Source organism: Pseudomonas sp. TMW22080, from assembly GCF_022496745.1.
In the GTDB taxonomy this organism is placed as follows: domain Bacteria; phylum Pseudomonadota; class Gammaproteobacteria; order Pseudomonadales; family Pseudomonadaceae; genus Aquipseudomonas; species Aquipseudomonas bubulae.
In genome coordinates this window covers 228,641-246,374 of the sequence record NZ_SCFF01000004.1, presented here as the reverse complement: position 1 = coordinate 246,374, position 17,734 = coordinate 228,641, and the positions used below count along the sequence as shown (strand labels likewise).

At 60.4% G+C, this 17,734-nt stretch carries 14 protein-coding genes; 8 read left to right on the top strand and 6 right to left on the bottom strand.

Annotated features, from left to right (window positions below; all coding sequences use genetic code 11):
• From EQV96_RS15330 to EQV96_RS15315, 4 genes are all read left to right on the top strand, one after another.
• Positions 1 to 1,725 carry a putative 2-aminoethylphosphonate ABC transporter permease subunit gene (locus EQV96_RS15330; RefSeq protein WP_095017840.1) on the top strand — a complete coding sequence of 575 codons (1,725 nt, stop codon included), beginning with the start codon at positions 1 to 3 and terminating at the stop codon, positions 1,723 to 1,725.
• Positions 1,726 to 1,763: 38 nt separating this feature from the next.
• Positions 1,764 to 2,786 carry a putative 2-aminoethylphosphonate ABC transporter substrate-binding protein gene (locus EQV96_RS15325; protein ID WP_094999977.1) on the top strand — a complete coding sequence of 341 codons (1,023 nt, stop codon included), beginning with the start codon at positions 1,764 to 1,766 and terminating at the stop codon, positions 2,784 to 2,786.
• A gap of 139 nt (positions 2,787 to 2,925) precedes the next feature.
• A complete protein-coding gene (locus EQV96_RS15320) occupies positions 2,926 to 4,053 on the top strand; it encodes a TIGR03364 family FAD-dependent oxidoreductase (RefSeq protein WP_240882168.1) in 1,128 nt (375 codons plus the stop codon).
• A complete protein-coding gene (locus EQV96_RS15315) occupies positions 4,053 to 4,610 on the top strand; it encodes a phosphonate degradation HD-domain oxygenase (RefSeq protein ID WP_095017838.1) in 558 nt (185 codons plus the stop codon). Before EQV96_RS15320 ends, EQV96_RS15315 begins: the two co-directional genes overlap by 1 nt.
• 106 nt (positions 4,611 to 4,716) lie before the next feature.
• On the opposite strand, the gene EQV96_RS15310 is transcribed toward EQV96_RS15315, so the two are convergent.
• The gene (locus EQV96_RS15310) at positions 4,717 to 6,081 is read right to left on the bottom strand and encodes a GTPase/DUF3482 domain-containing protein (RefSeq protein WP_094999781.1); all 1,365 of its coding nucleotides are present in this window, start codon (positions 6,079 to 6,081) and stop codon (positions 4,717 to 4,719) included.
• A complete protein-coding gene (locus EQV96_RS15305; RefSeq protein ID WP_133144082.1) occupies positions 6,074 to 7,456 on the bottom strand; it encodes a DUF2868 domain-containing protein in 1,383 nt (460 codons plus the stop codon). The genes EQV96_RS15310 and EQV96_RS15305 overlap by 8 nt, the downstream gene beginning before the upstream one ends.
• Positions 7,457 to 7,546: 90 nt before the next feature.
• Between EQV96_RS15305 and EQV96_RS15300 the strand changes: the two genes are divergently transcribed.
• Positions 7,547 to 8,059: a dihydrofolate reductase gene (locus tag EQV96_RS15300; protein WP_094999782.1), complete on the top strand. Its 513-nt coding sequence runs from the start codon at positions 7,547 to 7,549 to the stop codon at positions 8,057 to 8,059.
• 121 nt (positions 8,060 to 8,180) lie between these two features.
• On the opposite strand, the gene EQV96_RS15295 is transcribed toward EQV96_RS15300, so the two are convergent.
• Entirely contained in the window at positions 8,181 to 9,572 is a 1,392-nt protein-coding gene (locus EQV96_RS15295) for an L-cystine transporter (RefSeq protein ID WP_083369724.1), read from the bottom strand.
• Between the two features lie 258 nt (positions 9,573 to 9,830).
• Between EQV96_RS15295 and EQV96_RS15290 the strand changes: the two genes are divergently transcribed.
• The gene (locus tag EQV96_RS15290; RefSeq protein WP_232527654.1) at positions 9,831 to 10,847 is read left to right on the top strand and encodes a haloacid dehalogenase-like hydrolase; all 1,017 of its coding nucleotides are present in this window, start codon (positions 9,831 to 9,833) and stop codon (positions 10,845 to 10,847) included.
• Positions 10,848 to 11,057: 210 nt separating this feature from the next.
• On the opposite strand, the gene ilvD is transcribed toward EQV96_RS15290, so the two are convergent.
• Positions 11,058 to 12,905, bottom strand: a complete 1,848-nt coding sequence (gene ilvD, locus EQV96_RS15285) for a dihydroxy-acid dehydratase (RefSeq protein WP_240882167.1) — start codon at positions 12,903 to 12,905, stop codon at positions 11,058 to 11,060.
• 381 nt (positions 12,906 to 13,286) lie between these two features.
• Between ilvD and EQV96_RS15280 the strand changes: the two genes are divergently transcribed.
• On the top strand, positions 13,287 to 14,978 hold the full coding sequence (locus EQV96_RS15280) for a DUF4153 domain-containing protein (protein ID WP_240882166.1): 1,692 nt from the start codon (positions 13,287 to 13,289) through the stop codon (positions 14,976 to 14,978).
• A 167-nt stretch (positions 14,979 to 15,145) separates the two neighbouring features.
• Here EQV96_RS15280 and EQV96_RS15275 read toward each other — a convergent pair whose 3' ends face one another.
• Positions 15,146 to 16,342: a class I SAM-dependent rRNA methyltransferase gene (locus EQV96_RS15275; protein ID WP_094999786.1), complete on the bottom strand. Its 1,197-nt coding sequence runs from the start codon at positions 16,340 to 16,342 to the stop codon at positions 15,146 to 15,148.
• Positions 16,343 to 16,492: 150 nt separating this feature from the next.
• On the opposite strand from EQV96_RS15275, the gene mutM reads away from it, so the two are divergent.
• A complete protein-coding gene (gene mutM / locus EQV96_RS15270; RefSeq protein WP_095017834.1) occupies positions 16,493 to 17,305 on the top strand; it encodes a bifunctional DNA-formamidopyrimidine glycosylase/DNA-(apurinic or apyrimidinic site) lyase in 813 nt (270 codons plus the stop codon).
• 129 nt (positions 17,306 to 17,434) lie between these two features.
• Here the strand turns inward: mutM and EQV96_RS15265 are convergent, their stop codons facing one another.
• Positions 17,435 to 17,686, bottom strand: a complete 252-nt coding sequence (locus EQV96_RS15265) for a YfhL family 4Fe-4S dicluster ferredoxin (RefSeq protein WP_016782613.1) — start codon at positions 17,684 to 17,686, stop codon at positions 17,435 to 17,437.
• Positions 17,687 to 17,734: the final 48 nt, after the last annotated feature.

Here is a 17,734-nt window from a genome sequence, read left to right as displayed (position 1 = left end):
ATGGCCGCTGAAATGGCCCTGCCATTGCCCGGCAAAATGTCCCGCCAAGCCAGCAGAGCGGAACTCGGTGACCGTATCTTCGTGGTCGGCGGCAAGCTGCTGTTACTGCTGTTGTTGAGCGTGGCGGTGCTGATGCCGTTGCTGGCTATCTTCTGGCGCGGCTTCAGTGCCGAAGACGGCCAGGGCGGCGGCTGGGTCGCGGCGCGAGAACTGGTCACCAGCGCCAACTTTCACTGGCTGCTGGGTAATAGCCTTAAGGTTTCCCTCAGCGTGGCGGCCATCGTCGTACCGCTGGCGTATCTGTTTGCCTACGCCCTGCAAAGGACCATGATCCCCGGCAAACGCATCTGGCGCGGGTTGTCGTTGCTGCCACTGATGGCACCTTCAATGCTGCCGGGCATCGCGCTGGTGTATCTGTTTGGTAACCAGGGCATGTTACGTGGGCTGGTTAGCGACAATATCTACGGCTTCTGGGGCATCGTTCTCGGTGAGGCCATCTACACCTTCCCGCACGCCTTGATGATTTTGCTGTCGGCTTTGTCTCTGGCCGATGCACGTTTGTTTGACGCTGCATCGAGTATGGGGGCCGGGCCTTTCAAGGCCTTTCGCAGCATTACCTGGCCGGGCACCAAACAGGCCGTGTTTGCCGCGTTCTGCCTGGTCTTCACCCTGACCATCACCGACTTCGGTGTGCCCGTGGTGGTGGGTGGCGACTATCAGGTGCTGGCGCTTGAAGCCTACAAGGCCGTGGTCGGCCAGCAGCAATTCGGTCGCGGCGCCTTGATCGGCATGGTCCTGCTGTTGCCTGCACTGTTCAGTTTCGGCGTTGATGCCTGGCTGCGCCGCCAGCATGGCGATTCGATGAGTGGCCGCGCCCAGGTGTTCAAACCCGTGCCGTCGAAGGGCCGTGACCGCTGTTATCTGGCCATTGTGCTGCTGATTTGCGCCACCCTGTTGCTGGTCTTCGGGATGGCGGTGTACTCGTCGCTGGTCAAGTTCTGGCCATATAACCTGTCGCTATCGCTCAACCACTACCAGTTCAACGACACCGCAGGCGGCGGCTGGCTGGCCTATCGCAACAGTGTAACGATGGCGCTGTGTACGGCGGTGATTGGCAGTCTGGTGATCTTCACCGGCGCCTATCTGATGGAGAAAACCAGAAGCCAGAAAGGCCTCAACCTGGCCCTGCGCATGCTCAGCTTTGTGCCGATGGCCGTGCCGGGGCTGGTGCTGGGACTGGGCTACGTGTTCTTTTTCAACCTGCCGGGCAACCCGCTGCATGTGCTCTACGGCACCATGACCCTGCTGGTGGCCTGCACCATTGCGCATTATTTGACCACTGCACAAATGACTGCGACCACGGCCCTGCGCCAGCTCGACGGCGAATTCGAAGCCGCCGCACTGTCGCTCAAGGCGCCGCTCTATCGCCATTACTGGCGCGTCACCGTGCCGATCTGTCTACCCGCACTGCTGGACATCATGCGCTACCTGTTTGTCTCGGCGATGACCACCGTGTCGGCGGCGATCTTCCTTTACAGCCCCGACACCATCCTCGCGGCGGTGGCGGTGCTGAACATGGACGACGCCGGCAACGTTGGCGGCGCGGCGGCGATGTCGACCCTGATCCTGTTCACTTCGGCGGGTATGTCCTTGCTGCTGGCATGGGCTTCGCGCGGTTTGCTGCGCCGCTCCCAGGCCTGGCGCCAGGGTGCGCCCGCGCAATAACAACAACCCTGCCCCTACACCCCAAAAGGAACCGCACCATGTTCAAGCCTCTTGCTCTTGCCGCTGCTGTCCTCACTGCTTTTAGCTTCAATGCGTTCGCTGCCAAAACTGAACTGACCGTGTACACGGCCCTGGAAGCCGAACAGCTCAAGACCTACAAGCAGGCCTTTGAAAAGGCCAACCCGGACATCGAGATCAAGTGGGTGCGCGATTCCACGGGCATCATCACCGCCAAGCTGCTTGCGGAAAAAGCCCGTCCGCAAGCAGATGCGGTGTGGGGCCTGGCGGCATCCAGCCTGGCGATCCTCGACCAGCAGGGCATGCTGCAAAGCTACGCCCCCAGGGACCTGGCCAAGATCGGCGGCAACTACCGCGATGCAGCCAACCCGCCGGCCTGGGTGGGCATGGACGTGTGGGCCGCGACCATTTGCTTCAACACCATCGAGGCGGAAAAACAGGGCCTGAGCAAGCCGGTGAGCTGGCAGGACCTGACCAAGCCTGAATACAAGGGCAAAATCGTGATGCCCAACCCGGCCTCGTCCGGCACCGGCTTTCTGGATGTGAGCGCCTGGCTGCAGACCTTCGGCGAGAAACAGGGCTGGCAATTTATGGACGACCTGCACCAGAACATCGGCCAGTACGTTCATTCAGGTTCCAAGCCTTGCAAGCTGGCAGCTGCGGGGGAATTCCCGATCGGTATCTCCTTTGAATACCCGGCCGTACAGCTCAAGCGTCAGGGGGCACCGCTGGATATCGTGTTGCCTAAAGAAGGCCTGGGTTGGGAAATCGAAGCGACGGCTGTAATCAAGGGGACGCCGCACGAAGAGGCAGCAAAAAAGCTGGCTGACTTCTCCGCAAGCCCCGCGGCGATGGAGCTTTATAAAGAGAACTTCGCGGTACTCGCCCAGCCCGGCATCGCCAAGCCACAGACCGAGCTGCCAGCCGACTACGAGCAGCGCCTGATCAAGAACGACTTCGCCTGGGCCTCGCAGAATCGCGACAGCATCCTGGCCGAGTGGCGCAAACGCTATGACGGCAAGTCCGAGAAAGCGGCGCAGTAGTTTTGTAGCCACAAAAGACCTGTGTGAGCGGGCTTGCCCGCGATTGGATCGCTGCGGTTGGACAGCCGCACCGCGGCGCTTGTATCGCGAGCAAGCCCGCTCCCACAAGGGAAGTGAAGTTGCCCTTCAGGACATCGTGATGACTCAACCAATCCTTATCGTCGGCGCCGGCATTCTGGGCTTGTCCCACGCCTACGCCGCTGCAAGACGCGGTCTCAAGGTACGCGTCTTCGAACGCACCGCCACGCCACTGGGCGCCTCGGTGCGCAATTTCGGCCAGGCGCTGGTCACCGGCCAACCACCGGGCGTGATGCTCGATCTGGCCCGTGCCAGCCGCGACATTTGGGCAGTCTGGGCGCAGCGCGCAGGCTTTGATCTCAAGCGCAACGGCTCGTACCTGTTCGCCCGCACCGAAGCCGAAGTGCACTTGCTTGAGGCGTTCTGCCAAGGTCGTGCACGCGAGTTCGGCTACCGCGCCGAATTATTGCGCGGTGCAGAAATGGATGCGCTGTACGGTGGCCAGTTCAGCCATCATCGCGCCGCTTTGAATGGCCTTGACGACCAGCAGGTGTATTCACGCGAAGCCATTCCGGCCCTTATCAACTATTTGCAGTGTGAGCTGGGCGTCGAATTTCATTTTTCGACCCTGGTGCGCGAGGTCGAACCCGGTCAGGTCCATACCACGGCGGGGAGTTTCAAGGGTTCGCAGGTGATTGTGTGCTCGGGGCACGATTACCTGACCCTGCTGGCCGAGCCACTGGCCCGGCTCAACCCGAGGATCTGTCGCCTGCAAATGCTGCGCGTGCGGCCCAAGGTCAACTTGAGGCTGCAACACGCCCTGCTGACCGGCCTGAGCTGTGTGCATTACGGCGCTTTTGCCGACTTGCCCGAAGCGGCGCCAGTGCAGGCCGAAATCCAGCGTGACAGCCCGCATCTGGAGCAGCACGGCATTCACCTGCTGATCAGCCCGACGCCTTATGGTGATTTGATCGTCGGCGATTCTCATGATTACAGTGAGGATCCCTCACCCTTCAACGGCGAACAGGTGGATAACTGGATGCTGCAACTGTGCGAAGACACACTGGGCTGTGAAGTGCAGGTGGTCGAGCGCTGGCAGGGCGTCTATGGTGCCAAAGGGGCCAGGCCTTTTACCTGGCTGCAGGTGGCGCCCGGTCTGAATGCGGCGCTGATGCACACGGGCGTGGGCATGAGCGTGGGCCCGGCAATGGCCGAGGGCAATATCGCCCGGATGCTGGAGGAGATGTGATGACACACGCACAGCAAGTGGTTGAAGAGGTATTTGGCTTGTACCGGCAATACGGTACCGATGATTACATCGGCGAGCCGGTGTCACAGATCGAGCATATGTCCCAGGCCGCGCAGCTTGCGCTGGATGAAGGTTATGACGATGAAGTGGTGTTGGCCGCGTTCTTTCACGATATCGGGCACTTTTGCGTCAATGATGCGAAGAACATGGATGGATACGGTGTAGTCAGCCATGAGCGGGTGGGCGCCGATTATCTGCGCCGTGCCGGGTTTAGCGAGCGGCTGGCCAAACTGGTGGAATACCACGTACAGGCCAAGCGTTACCTGACCTTGCGTCAGCCGGGGTATTTCGATTTGTTGAGTGAGGCGAGCATTCGCACCCTGGGTTATCAGGGCGGGGTGATGAGCGAGGCCGAGGCGGATGCCTTCGAGCAGGACCCGTTGTGCGGGTTGAGCCTGCGCATGCGGGTATGGGATGAACAGGCCAAGCAGATGCATGTGCCAGTTATCGACCTGCAAATCCTCAAGGCCAAAGCCGTCCGCCTGTTAGAGGGTTAAGTACCCATTCTTGTGGGAGCGAGCCTGCTCGCGAAACAAACGACGCGGTGTATCAGTGATGATCCAATCGCGAGCAGGCTCGCTCCCACGGGGGGTAAGCCGGTACTTAGATCTGCCCGGCCAACAACTCAATCTGCTCCTGACGCTCAGCCTGGCTCAACTTCGGATGCGGGTTGAGCGACGACCATTGCGGGTGCGCCCGCGCCTTGTTCAGGGCTTCGGGCAGTTTGCCTTCGCGCCAGGTCTTGTCCTGCGGGGTGGCGACCTTGATGCTGTCCACCGCCGCATGCCCGCGAGCATTGAGAGCGTGCAGCAATTGCCGTTGGCGCAACGCCAGCAGGCGTAACACGCTGTCGTCCACGGTCAACTCGCGCTGGCCCTTGAACTTGCCCAGCAAGCGGCTGCCGTAGCTGCGCGCGGTTTGCAGCGCACCGCCGGCAATGGCCCCGGCCAGCGCCGCCGCGCCCAGCGTCAGGCCGCCCACCATCAAGTCCACGCCTGCCCCGGCCGCAGCCCCTGCGGCAATCCCGCTACCGACCCGCACGCCCAGATGCTTGAGCGTCTCGGGGTTGAACAAGTCATCGCCCCAGCGCCCGTCGAGCAGCGGCAAGTCGCTGGCCGCCGCATCGCTGGTGCGAAAACCGTACAGCTTGAGCATGGCTTCTACGCAGCGTTGCTCGCGTTGGCGAATCGTTTCGCGCAACTGCTGGGTAGCTTGTTGTTCGGCGGTTTTTTCGCTGGCCACGCTGCGTCGGCAAGCGGCGCAGTCGATCAGCAGTTCGGCAATCAGGCGCAGGGCGCTGTGCTTGCGGGCTTCACGCTGGGCCTCCTGGTCGGTAATCAGTCGTTGCAGCGCGCCCCGCGAATGCTCCAGCAGCAGCGCCAGGCTTTCATATAAACGGCGTTCGCCATCTTCGGGCGGGGCCACGCTGTCGAAGCGTACCAGTGCATGCAGGCCCAGACGGGCCAGGGCTTCGCGCCACTCGGGTTCGCGGTGCTGCGGGCTGCTGACAAAGTTGAGCACCGGCAGCAGCGGTTTGCCACAACTGGCCAGTACGCTGAGTTCGTCGCGGTACTTGGCCAGCACCGGCTCGCGGGCGTCGATCACATACAGCCCGGCGTCCGAGGCCAGCAGTTGGCGCAACACCTTGGCTTCCTGCTCAAAGCGCTGGCGCGCCTCGCTGCCTTCGAGAAAGCGCGCCACCCGCGCCGGCCCATCCAGGCGTTCGCCGGGGTGGTCGAGGCGCTCAAGGTAGTCGAGCAGGGCGATGGCATCTTCCAGCCCCGGCGTGTCGTACAGCTCCAGCAACGGCTCGCCGTCGACCGACAGCCGTGCGCCTTCGACATGGCGCGTGGTGCTGGGACGATGGGACACTTCACCAAAACCGACATCTCGGGTCAGGGTCCGCAGCAACGAGGTTTTGCCGACATTGGTATGGCCCACCACGGCCAGCGTCAGTGGCTTAGTCATGGCCTGTCTCCAGCCAGTTCAGGGGGGCGCTGGCGGCGAACGGTAAACCCAGTTTCTCCAGCGCCGTGTGCCAGTCGCCCAGGCGATCAGCGTCCAGTGCCTGGCCGGGGGGGGCTTGCAGTAGCCATATGCGGGTTTCGCGGGCACTGCGGGCCAGTTCGCCGATCAGCGCCAGGCTGCCACGGTCCGGCGAGCGTCGCGGGTCGCAGGCAATGGCCAGGCGCGCCGGGGGGAAACGGGTCATTTGTTCGAGCAGTTTTTGCCTGGATTCGCGGCTGTCGAGAATGCCCGCATCCTTGACCGTAGCCGGCAACGTGGGTGGCCAAGGGTGTTGATCGTCCAGCTCGATGGCCACGATCAAGGCGCCATCGGTGTGCAGGTCGCTGTGCCCGGCCTGCACGTTATGCAACTGCTCGGGGGCTATGTCATTTACGCCCAGGCGCTCGCTGCTGGGCATCAGACGCTCGCGCAGCTGGCTGTAACCGGGCAGATTAAGGTCAAGTTGCAGTGCGTTGCGCCCGGCATTCCAGCGCCACAGGCAGAATGCCGCCAGTAGCAGACGCGGAATCACCCCGTAAATAAGGACCACGCCCACCAGCCAGACTGCCCATGCCTGACGCACCAGTTCATTGTCATAGAGGTTGGTGTCGTTGCTGATGCGGATCATCTCCACGGTGGGTACGCTCATGCCCAGCCAGTTGGGCAGGGCGCCAAGGGCGCGGGTGGCGGCGACAAACACATCGGCACCAAGAATCGTGGTTTCCCAGATAAACCCGTAACGGCGGGTGGCCATTAGCAGCAGCATCATCACCAACGCGCTGAGCATCGCCAGCAACCACAGGCCGTTGACCAGCGTGCCGAGTGCCCAGCGATTGAGCTTGCGCCGTTGCAGCAACAGCAATAAGGCGGGGGCCAGTTGTGCGGCCTTGGCGTCGCGGGCGAGTTTTTCGCTGAGCCACAGCCACAGGCGGCCGAGGCTGGCGCCGTGTTCACCGGCAAACAGCAGGCCCAGCGCCCAGCTCAACAGCAGGATCAGATTGAGGCCAAGCAGGCTGCCCAGCGCCCAGAACACATTGACCGGGGTTTGCCCGTTGCCCAGGGCGGCAAAGGCCAGCCCGGCGCCGCTGAGTACCGCCAGTACGGCCAATACCAGCAGCGCCAGCCGCGCACCTTGCAGCCAGTGCTGCATGGCGGCGAGCAAGCCATCCCGTTCCGCCAGCCACAGGGCACGGTTTTGCAGGCGTGTGGGCAGGTCGCCGGCGCTGGTGCGGGCGCGCCGATTGGCTTCAAGATCGTCCAGCGGGCCGGCGTGTTCTTCGCGCAGGCGCACGGTCTCGGTCAGCCAGAGGCGTTGTAATGGGGAAAGTTGATTCACAGGCCAGTCCATTCAAGTGAGCCATGAGCATAACCGCTGTTAGTCAGGCAGGGTACTGTCGGCGCGGGTGGCTCTGGTATCCTCGGCGCCATGAAAAAAACACTCCCCCTTAGCCTGATCGCGGCACTCGCTGAAAACCGCGTGATTGGCGTCGACAACAGCATGCCGTGGCATTTGCCAGCGGATTTCAAATATTTCAAGGCCACCACCCTGGGCAAGCCGATCATCATGGGTCGCAAGACCTGGGATTCGCTCGGTCGCCCGTTGCCGGGCCGGCTTAATCTGGTGGTCAGTCGTCAGACCGGCTTGCAGCTTGAAGGTGCCGAGGTATTTGCATCCCTTGAGGCGGCTGTGGAGCGTGCCGAGGCGTGGGCAATCGAGCAAGGCGTCAGTGAAGTGATGCTGATTGGCGGCGCGCAGTTGTACACCCAGGGATTGGTGGATGCCGACCGGTTGTACCTGACGCGAGTGGGCCTGAGCCCGGAAGGCGATGCGTGGTTCCCTGAGTTCGATCAGGCGCAGTGGAAACGGGTATCAGAGGAATTGCACGAGGCTGCAGAGGGCAAGCCGGCGTTCAGTTTTGAGGTGTGGGAAAGGGCTTAGTTACAAAAAGCCCCTCACCCCAACCCTCTCCCGGAGGGAGAGGGGGCTGATCTGTGGTGTTACGCAAATCTGCTTTTGTCTTTAGTCCCCTCTCCCTCCGGGAGAGGGTTAGGGCAAGCTTTTAGGCGTGCGCCAGATCACCATGATCGTCTTCAGCCAGGATGGCCTTGTCGGTCTGGTGCAGGATCTGGCTGGTGACGGTGCCTGCCACCATCGAACCGCTGACGTTCAGTGCCGTACGGCCCATGTCGATCAGGGGCTCGACCGAAATCAGCAATGCCACCAGCGACACCGGCAATCCCATGGCCGGCAACACGATCAGTGCAGCGAAGGTTGCACCACCGCCCACACCGGCCACGCCTACCGAACTCAAGGTCACGATGGCCACCAGCGATGCGATCCACACAGGGTCCAGCGGGTTGATGCCCACGGTCGGGGCAACCATCACCGCCAGCATGGCCGGGTACAGACCGGCACAGCCGTTCTGGCCAATGGTCGCGCCAAACGAAGCGGCAAAGCTGGCGATCGAAGACGGAATGCCCAGGCGTCGGGTTTGCGCTTCGATGCTCAACGGGATGCTGGCCGCGCTCGAACGGCTGGTGAAAGCAAAGGTCAGAACCGGCCATACCTTGCGGAAGAAGCGCAGCGGGTTAACCCCGGAAAACGACACGATCACGCCGTGAATCACAAACATCAGCGCCAGGGCGATGTAGGACACCACCACAAAGCTGCCGAGTTTGATGATGTCCTGCACGTTGGACATGGCGACCACTTTGGTCATCAAGGCCAATACGCCGTAGGGGGTCAGTTTCATCACCAGGCGCACCAGGCGCATCACCCAGGCTTGCAGGGTATCGATGGCGCTGAGGATCTTGCCGCCTTTTTCCGGCTCGTCCTTGAACAGCTGCAACGCGGCGATGCCCAGGAATGCCGCGAAAATCACCACGCTGATGATCGAGGTCGGCTTGGCACGGGCCAGGTCGGCAAACGGGTTTTGCGGGATAAACGACAGCAGCAGTTGTGGCACGTTCAGGTCCGACACCTTGCCCGCGTAGTCGCTCTGGATCACTTGCAGGCGGCTCATTTCTGCAGCACCGGCCACCAGGCCATCGGCGGTGAGGCCGAACAGGTTGGTCAGGCCGATACCGATCAGTGCCGCGATCATGGTGGTAAACAGCAATGTGCCGATGGTCAGGAAGCTGATCTTGCCGAGGGACGAAGCGTTATGCAGACGGGCTACGGCGCTGAGGATCGAGGCGAATACCAGCGGTATCACGATCATTTGCAGCAATTGTACGTAGCCACTGCCGACCAGGTCGAACCAGCCAATGGAGGCTTTCAGTGTCGGGCTGTCTGTACCGTAGGTCAGGTGCAGGCACAGGCCGAAGACCACGCCTATAACCAGTGCCAGCAAGACTTTTTTCGCCAGGCTCCACGCAGTGTGGCGGGTCAGCGACAAGCCGAACAGCAACGCGAGGAACACCAGCAGATTGAGGATCAGCGGGAAATTCATGAAAGCTCCGAGGGGACGACTTGTACCAGTCTTGGATGTAACTATTGCGAACCGGAAATCGTAACAGGTTGATATATCTACAAATATACCGATGTGGAATGACAACCAAGGTTTTTGGAATAAGCAGGTGACGCAGACAGGACGATGATAGTCGTGCCCAAGCCAAAAACTGTCATACAGGTTTGTTAGCGTCTGTGCTTTTGACTAGGAGCATAGCTGATGAACCTGACCGCCAAGCTGACAGCGTTAACTCTGTGTATGGGGCTTGCGGGCCAGGTGTTGGCCACAGAACTCAAACACTGGCCCGCCGATCAGGCCAGGCAACTGGACGCCATGATTGCGGCCAACGCGAACAAGGGTAATTTCGCGGTCTTTGACATGGATAACACCAGCTACCGCAACGATCTGGAAGAAGCGCTGCTGCCGTTTATGGAAAACAAGGGCCTGATCACCCGTGACAGTCTCGACCCGTCGCTCAAACTGATCCCGTTCAAAGACACTGCCGAACATAAAGAAAGCCTGTTCAGTTACTACTATCGCTTGTGCGAAGTGGACGACATGGTGTGTTACCCGTGGGTGGCCCAGGTGTTTTCCGGCTTTACCCTGCAACAGCTCAAGGGTTACGTGGATGAGCTGATGGCCTCGGGCAAACCGGTGCCAGTGACTTACTTCGAGGGGGATGTGGTCAAGACCTCCGAGGTTCAGCCGCCCAAGGTGTTTACCGGACAGGTCGAACTGTTCAACAAACTGATGGAAAACGGCATTGAGGTCTATGTCATGACCGCGGCTTCGGAAGAGCTGGTGCGCATGGTCGCGGCCGATCCCAAGTACGGTTACAACGTCAAACCGCAAAACGTGATTGGCGTGAGTACGCTGCTCAAGGACCGCAAAACTGGTGAGCTGACCACTGCCCGCAAACAGATCAGCGCCGGTACATACAACGAGAAAGCCAACCTGGGGCTGGAGTTGACCCCTTATCTGTGGACTCCGGCGACATGGATGGCGGGCAAGCAGGCGGCGATCCTGACCTATATCGACCAGTGGAAAAAGCCGGTGCTGGTGGGCGGCGATACGCCGTCCAGTGATGGCTATATGCTATTTCACGGCGTGGACGTGGCCAAGGGCGGGGTGCACTTGTGGATCAACCGCAAAGACAAATACATGGCGCAACTGGAAGGCATGATGGCCAAGAATGCGGCGGCGCAAGCCAAAGAGGGGTTGCCGGTAACGGCGGATAAAAACTGGGTAATCGTCAAGCCGGATCAGATCCAGTAGTGACGTAGCAGCTGCCGAGGGACGAAGGCTGCGTTCGGCGACGTAGTCGTCGTAAACCTGAGTCTTCAATATTTCTGATGTACCGAAGTGTCTGATTTCACGACGGCTTTGCCGCCGAACGCAGCCTCGTTCCTACGGCAACTGCTACAGAGTTGGTGTATGAACCAAAAATCCCGGCACATGGCCGGGATTTTTGTTCAACGTATTGGCTTATGGCACCAATTTGTCCAACAGCGCTTTATCACGCACCGCGCCCTTGTCGGCGCTGGTGGCCAGCAACGCATAGGCCTTGAGGGCCGTGGTGACTTTGCGCGGACGCACTTCCACCGGCTTCCAGCCTTTCTTGTCTTGCTCGGCACGACGGGCTGCCATCTCTTCGTCGCTGATCAACAGGTTGATCGAACGGTTCGGGATGTCGATCAGCACTTTGTCGCCGTCCTGCACCAGGCCAATCGCGCCACCAGCGGCTGCTTCCGGTGAAGCATGACCGATGGACAGGCCCGAAGTACCGCCCGAGAAACGACCGTCGGTGAGCAGCGCACAGGCTTTGCCCAGGCCTTTGGATTTCAGGTACGACGTCGGGTAGAGCATCTCTTGCATGCCCGGGCCGCCTTTAGGGCCTTCGTAACGGATGATCACGATGTCGCCGGCCTGTACTTCGTCCGCCAGAATGCCGCGCACGGCGCTGTCCTGGCTTTCGAAGATCTTGGCGTTGCCTTCGAACACGTGGATCGACTCGTCGACGCCCGCGGTTTTAACCACGCAACCATCCAGAGCGATGTTGCCGTACAGCACGGCCAGGCCGCCTTCTTGCGAGTAGGCATGCTCGACACTGCGGATGCAGCCGTTTTCACGGTCGTCGTCGAGGGTGTCCCAGCGGGTCGACTGGCTGAATGCAGTCTGCGTCGGAATACCGGCCGGGCCTGCACGGAAGAACGTGTGCACGGCTTCATCTTCAGTCTGGGTGATGTCCCATTTGGCGATGCCTTCGGCCATGGTCTTGCTGTGTACGGTCGGCAAATCGGTGTGCAGCAGGCCGCCGCGGGCCAACGAGCCAAGGATGGAAAAAATACCACCGGCGCGGTGAACGTCTTCCATATGGTACTTCTGAATGTTCGGCGCCACTTTGCACAGCTGCGGCACATGACGTGAAAGGCGGTCGATGTCTTTAAGGTCGAAGTCGATTTCGGCTTCTTGGGCCGCAGCCAGCAAGTGCAGGATGGTGTTGGTCGAACCGCCCATGGCGATGTCCAGCGTCATGGCGTTTTCGAACGCCTTGAAGTTGGCGATATTGCGCGGCAACACCGACTCGTCGTTCTCGACGTAGTACTGGCGGCACAGATCAACGATGGTGCGTCCGGCTTGCAGGAACAATTGTTCGCGGTCGCTGTGGGTAGCCAGTGCCGAGCCGTTGCCCGGCAAGGCCAGACCCAGGGCTTCGGTCAGGCAGTTCATAGAGTTGGCAGTGAACATGCCGGAGCACGAACCGCACGTCGGGCAAGCGCTGCGCTCGTACTCGGCAACTTTCTCGTCAGAAGCGCTGGAGTCGGCGGCGATCACCATGGCGTCTACCAGATCCAGACCGTGGCTGGCGAGCTTGGTCTTGCCTGCTTCCATCGGCCCGCCGGAAACGAAAATCACCGGGATGTTGAGGCGCAAGGAGGCCATCAGCATGCCAGGGGTGATCTTGTCGCAGTTGGAGATGCACACAATGGCGTCGGCGCAGTGGGCGTTGACCATGTATTCCACGGAGTCGGCGATGATCTCGCGGCTAGGCAGCGAGTACAGCATGCCGTCATGGCCCATGGCGATGCCGTCGTCGACGGCAATGGTGTTGAATTCTTTGGCAACGCCGCCTGCGCGCTCGATCTCGCGGGCTACCAGCTGGCCCATGTCCTTGAGGTGGACGTGGCCGGGTACGAACTGGGTGAAGGAGTTGGCAATGGCGATGATCGGCTTTTTAAAGTCGGCATCTTTCATCCCCGTGGCGCGCCACAAAGCGCGGGCACCGGCCATGTTGCGGCCATGGGTGGAGGTTTTCGAACGATAGTCAGGCATGGAGCAACTCCGGGCGGCTAATCAGGTAACAAACAGGGAAGTGAGCTTCTAATGACAGGCGGATCACACAGAAAATGACCACGTATCCGCGAGTTGCCGTAAACGCTGCGGGATCGCCGCGCGTCTGGGCTTGAGCTCATAAACCCGCCGGGGATGATTGGCGATGAATGCGTCGATTCTACACGGCTGGCGGCGGGAGGGAATGGGCCCGAGGGTTGCGCCAGGGTACAAATGAGCGACTTGGGATACTGCATGAGGCAATCAGCTCTAGTAAGGCCGGGCCTGCTTTTGTGTGGGAAAGAACTATTTTTAATAAGTGGCACGACCATTTAACGGCAATCAAGTAATAGTGTGCGATTGGTTTTGTAGTGAGGGTTCCAAATGCTGACGCTTGAGCGATCTGTCAAAACGTATCTGGTCATCGGCCTGGTGCAAGGGCTGTTGCTGTGGCTGAGCACCGCCATAGGCGAGCCGGGAGTCCGTTATGGCCTGATGACGGCAGTGCTGGTGGGTGGCATCAACCTGTTGCTGCTGGATGAGAATATCCGCCAGCGTGGCACGGTATGGCGGGTGCTCGGACTCACGGCAGTCATGACGTCAATCAGTGCCTGGGTATTTTGGGACGGCGATGAGTATTGGCGCTCAGGCAGCTGGCTGGTGGGCAGCTGGACCTTCTTTGCCGTAGTCGTTACCTATGTGTGTACGGTTTTTATTCTGAGCTGGCCGATCCGTGAAGAGCGCTACCCACGCTACCAGGACCTGTTTCGCCATGCTTGGGACACGGTGTTTATCGTGCTTCTGGGGTTGCTGTTGAATGGCGTGTTCTGGGCATTGCTGCTGTTGTGGGGCGGGCTGTTCAAGATGCTCGGCATCGTGGCGCTCAACAAGCTGTTCTCAACTGACGGGTTTATGTATGTCAGTTCGGCGATGGTGTTTGCCCTGGGCGTTCATATGGGGCGTGAAAAGGACCGGGTGATCGGGCTGCTGCGCGGGATTCTGCTGGCGCTATGCCGCTTTTTGCTGCCGTTGAGTGCGTTGATTGTCATTGTGTTCACCTTCGCTTTGCCCTTTACCGGGCTGGAGCCGATCTGGGATACCGGTTATTCGACGCCGATCATGCTGTGGCTGGTGGCGGTCAGTTTGTTTTTGCTCAATGGCGTGTTTCAGGATGGCACCCAGGGCAGCGGGTACCCGGTCTGGCTGGTGCGGGTGATCGACCTGTGCCTGCTGTGTTTACCGGTGCTGGTGGTGTTGGCAGGGTATTCGACCTGGCTGCGTATCGAGCAGTACGGCCTGACCCCGTCACGGATCCTCGCCATCGTGCTGGTGCTGGTTATTTTTGTTCACAGCCTGGCGGCGGTTTGGGCCGTGTTTGCTTCAAGGGCCGTCTGGCTGGGCAGCTTGCGCGCCAGCAATCCGCTAATTGCGCTGCTGTGCGTGGTGGTGCTGCTGGGGTTGCATACGCCGTGGTTCAGCCCGCTCAAGTTGAGTGCGAACAATCAGGTGCAGCGCTTGCTCAGCGGCAAGACTGCGGTGGATACCTTTGATGCAGATACCTTGCGCAATCGTCTGGGGCCTCAGGGCAAGCAGGCGTATGACGCGTTGTTGGTGCAAGTCGAGCAAGGGCTGGTACTGACCGGGCCGCAGCGGCAAGTCTTGCTGAAACGCCTCAAGGAAGCAGGTTCGGGCAATGGCCCCAGAGGGTCGGAGCGGTTGCTGGAATGGATCGGGCCCAAGGTCGAGGGCAGTGAGCAGTTTGAAGACAAGGGGTTTGACGGGCAGTTGTGCCTGGCGCCAGGTTGCGCCCTGTGGGCCGTGGATCTGGATCAGGACGGGCAGCCGGAGGTCCTGCAATTACCCAAGAACAAGTGGTCCGAACCGTTGCACTTCTTCAAGCGTGATGCTCAGGGCAAATGGCGGCGAGCCGGGACTTACCTAGGGGATGAGAGTGCGCTGGAGCTGATCGAGAAGATCCGCCAGGGCAATGTGAAGGTGGTGAAGCCGACTTATCAATCGTTGCAGATTGGCGAGGTTGAGCTGACGCCGAAGCTGGAGAAGCTTCGCAAGCCTTGAGCCCCCCGTAGCAGCTGCCGAGGAACGAAGGCTGCGTTCGGCGGCGCAGCCGTCGTAAAACCTGAGCCCGCGGTTTAACTAACAGACCGGGAGTTCAGGTTTTACGATTGCTTCGCAATCGAACGCAGCCTCGTTCCTTCGGCAGCTGCTACGAGGTGATGTGCGTCTTAGCTGTTAGGCAGCAAACGGCAGGTGATGCTCTTGATGTAGCGTGTTTCCGGGATGGCCGGGTGCACCGGGTGGTCCGGGCCCTGGCCGCCGCGCTCCAGCAGCTGCATGTTGCGGTCCAGATGGCGGGCGCTGGTCAGCAGGATGTTTTGCAGGTCGTCTTCGGGCAGGTGCATCGAGCACGATGCGCTGACCAGAATGCCGTCCTTGTTGAGCAGGCGCATGGCTTGCTCGTTCAGGCGGCGGTAAGCGCCTTCGCCATTTTTCAGGTCTTTTTTGCGTTTGATGAACGCCGGCGGGTCGGCCACGATCACGTCGAAACGCTCTTCGTTGGCTTTAAGCTCCTTGAGAGCTTCAAACACGTCGCCTTCCATGCAGGTGACTTTCTCGGCAAAGCCGTTCAGCGCAGCGTTGCGCTCAACACCGTCAAGGGCGAAGGACGAGGCGTCAACGCAGAACACTTCGCTGGCGCCAAACGCACCGGCTTGAATACCCCAGCCGCCGATGTAGCTGTACAGATCCAGTACGCGTTTACCTTTGACGTACGGGGCCAGACGCGCACGGTTCATGCGGTGGTCATAGAACCAGCCGGTTTTTTGCCCGGCGATCACCGGTGCTTCGAACTTCACGCCGTTTTCTTCCAGGGCAACCCACTCCGGTACCAGGCCGAAGACGGTTTCAACGTAGCGTTCAAGGCCTTCGGCATCACGGGCAGCCGAGTCGTTCTTGAACAGGATGCCGCTTGGTTTGATGACTTGCACCAGGGCTGCGATCACGTCTTCTTTGTGGTGTTCCATTGTGGCCGAGGCCAGTTGAACCACCAGAATGTCGCCGAAACGGTCAACCACCAGGCCCGGCAACAAATCGGAGTCGCCGTAGACCAGGCGGTAGTAAGGCTTGTCGAACAGACGCTCACGCAGGGACAGGGCCACGTTCAGGCGGTGTACCAGCAGCGACTTGTCCAGTGGCAGCTTGATGTCGCGCGACAGCAGGCGTGCACAGATCAGGTTGTTGGGGCTCATGGCAACGATGCCCAGCGGCTTGCCGCCGGCGGTTTCGAGTACCGCTTGGTCGCCGGCCTTAAAACCGTTCAGTGGTGTGGCAGCTACATCGATTTCGTTGCTGTAGACCCACAGGTGGCCGGCGCGCAGGCGTCGATCGGCATTGGCTTTAAGGCGCAGGCTTGGCAGGGACATGACGTCGCTCCGGGTATTGAAAAGGGCGCGATTATAGCCTTAGACGCAACCCTGAGGCTTGGCTGATTCACCGCATTGCGTCGGATCACGGGGTCAGTGGCGCTGAAATTTCCGCTAGAATCGCCAGCTATTCCAGAGTGCGGAGCCCCCATGCCTGAATTACCTGAAGTCGAAACCACCCGCCGCGGCATCGCCCCGCACCTTGAAGGGCAGCGGGTCAGTCGGGTGATTGTGCGCGAGCGTCGTTTGCGCTGGCCGATCCCTGAGGATCTCGATGTGCGGTTGTCGGGGCAGCGTATTGTGCTGGTCGAGCGCCGGGCCAAGTATTTGCTGATCAATGCCGAGGTTGGGACACTGATCAGCCACTTGGGCATGTCGGGCAACCTGCGGCTGGTGGAGGCCGGGTTACCTGCGGCCAAGCATGAGCATGTGGATATCGAGCTGGAATCCGGGCTGGCCCTGCGTTATACCGACCCGCGCCGGTTCGGGGCGATGCTCTGGAGCCTTGACCCTCTGAACCATGAGCTGCTGGTGCGCCTGGGGCCGGAGCCGCTGACCGACCTGTTTGATGGTGAGCGGCTGTTTCAGCTGTCGCGCAAGCGTTCGATGGCGGTCAAACCCTTCATCATGGACAACGCGGTGGTGGTGGGGGTCGGCAATATTTATGCGACCGAAGCGCTGTTTGCCGCAGGTATTGACCCGCGTCGCGCTGCCGGGAGTATTTCCCGGGCACGCTATTTGAAGCTGGCGATTGAGATCAAGCGGATTCTGGCGGCCGCTATCGAGCGGGGCGGCACCACATTGCGCGACTTTATTGGTGGCGATGGCCAGCCCGGTTATTTTCAGCAGGAGCTGTTTGTATACGGGCGTGGTTATGAACCGTGCAAGATTTGCGGCACGGAACTGCGTGACGTCAAACTGGGCCAGCGTGCGAGCGTGTTTTGCCCGCGTTGCCAGACGTAGCCACCAGTCCTGCGCTGAACTCTTGTGGGAGCGGGCTTGCTCGCGATGCAACCACCTCGGTCGAACGGGTCGATCGCAGTGAATCTATCGCGAGCAGCCCGCTCCCACATACATCGCATAGACGATGAATCAGGCCTTCCCGGTAATTGCCCGGTACTTTTCCATCAGCTGTTCTTCGGTTTCCGGGTGGGCTTCATCCAGCGGGATGCAGTCAACCGGGCACACCTGCTGGCATTGCGGCTCATCGTAATGGCCAACGCACTGGGTGCACAGGTTGGGGTCGATCACGTAGATCTCTTCACCCTGGGAAATGGCGGCGTTCGGACACTCGGGTTCGCAGACGTCGCAGTTAATGCAATCGTCGGTGATGATCAGGGACATGGGTACTCCGGCCGGGGCGCTCGGCCCGGGCAACTGAAATCGAATGCG

What these genes read in the sequence shown, in the direction of transcription:
- EQV96_RS15275 (WP_094999786.1), bottom strand. Translation starts at nt 16,342, where the DNA reads ATGTCCCTGCCAAGCCTGCGCCTTAAAGCCAATGCCGATCGACGCCTG.
- EQV96_RS15320 (WP_240882168.1), top strand. Translation starts at nt 2,926, where the DNA reads ATGACTCAACCAATCCTTATCGTCGGCGCCGGCATTCTGGGCTTGTCC.
- EQV96_RS15280 (WP_240882166.1), top strand. Translation starts at nt 13,287, where the DNA reads ATGCTGACGCTTGAGCGATCTGTCAAAACGTATCTGGTCATCGGCCTG.
- EQV96_RS15330 (WP_095017840.1), top strand. Translation starts at nt 1, where the DNA reads ATGGCCGCTGAAATGGCCCTGCCATTGCCCGGCAAAATGTCCCGCCAA.
- EQV96_RS15265 (WP_016782613.1), bottom strand. Translation starts at nt 17,686, where the DNA reads ATGTCCCTGATCATCACCGACGATTGCATTAACTGCGACGTCTGCGAA.
- EQV96_RS15290 (WP_232527654.1), top strand. Translation starts at nt 9,831, where the DNA reads ATGGGGCTTGCGGGCCAGGTGTTGGCCACAGAACTCAAACACTGGCCC.
- EQV96_RS15315 (WP_095017838.1), top strand. Translation starts at nt 4,053, where the DNA reads ATGACACACGCACAGCAAGTGGTTGAAGAGGTATTTGGCTTGTACCGG.
- EQV96_RS15295 (WP_083369724.1), bottom strand. Translation starts at nt 9,572, where the DNA reads ATGAATTTCCCGCTGATCCTCAATCTGCTGGTGTTCCTCGCGTTGCTG.
- EQV96_RS15300 (WP_094999782.1), top strand. Translation starts at nt 7,547, where the DNA reads ATGAAAAAAACACTCCCCCTTAGCCTGATCGCGGCACTCGCTGAAAAC.
- EQV96_RS15310 (WP_094999781.1), bottom strand. Translation starts at nt 6,081, where the DNA reads ATGACTAAGCCACTGACGCTGGCCGTGGTGGGCCATACCAATGTCGGC.
- EQV96_RS15325 (WP_094999977.1), top strand. Translation starts at nt 1,764, where the DNA reads ATGTTCAAGCCTCTTGCTCTTGCCGCTGCTGTCCTCACTGCTTTTAGC.
- mutM (WP_095017834.1), top strand. Translation starts at nt 16,493, where the DNA reads ATGCCTGAATTACCTGAAGTCGAAACCACCCGCCGCGGCATCGCCCCG.
- ilvD (WP_240882167.1), bottom strand. Translation starts at nt 12,905, where the DNA reads ATGCCTGACTATCGTTCGAAAACCTCCACCCATGGCCGCAACATGGCC.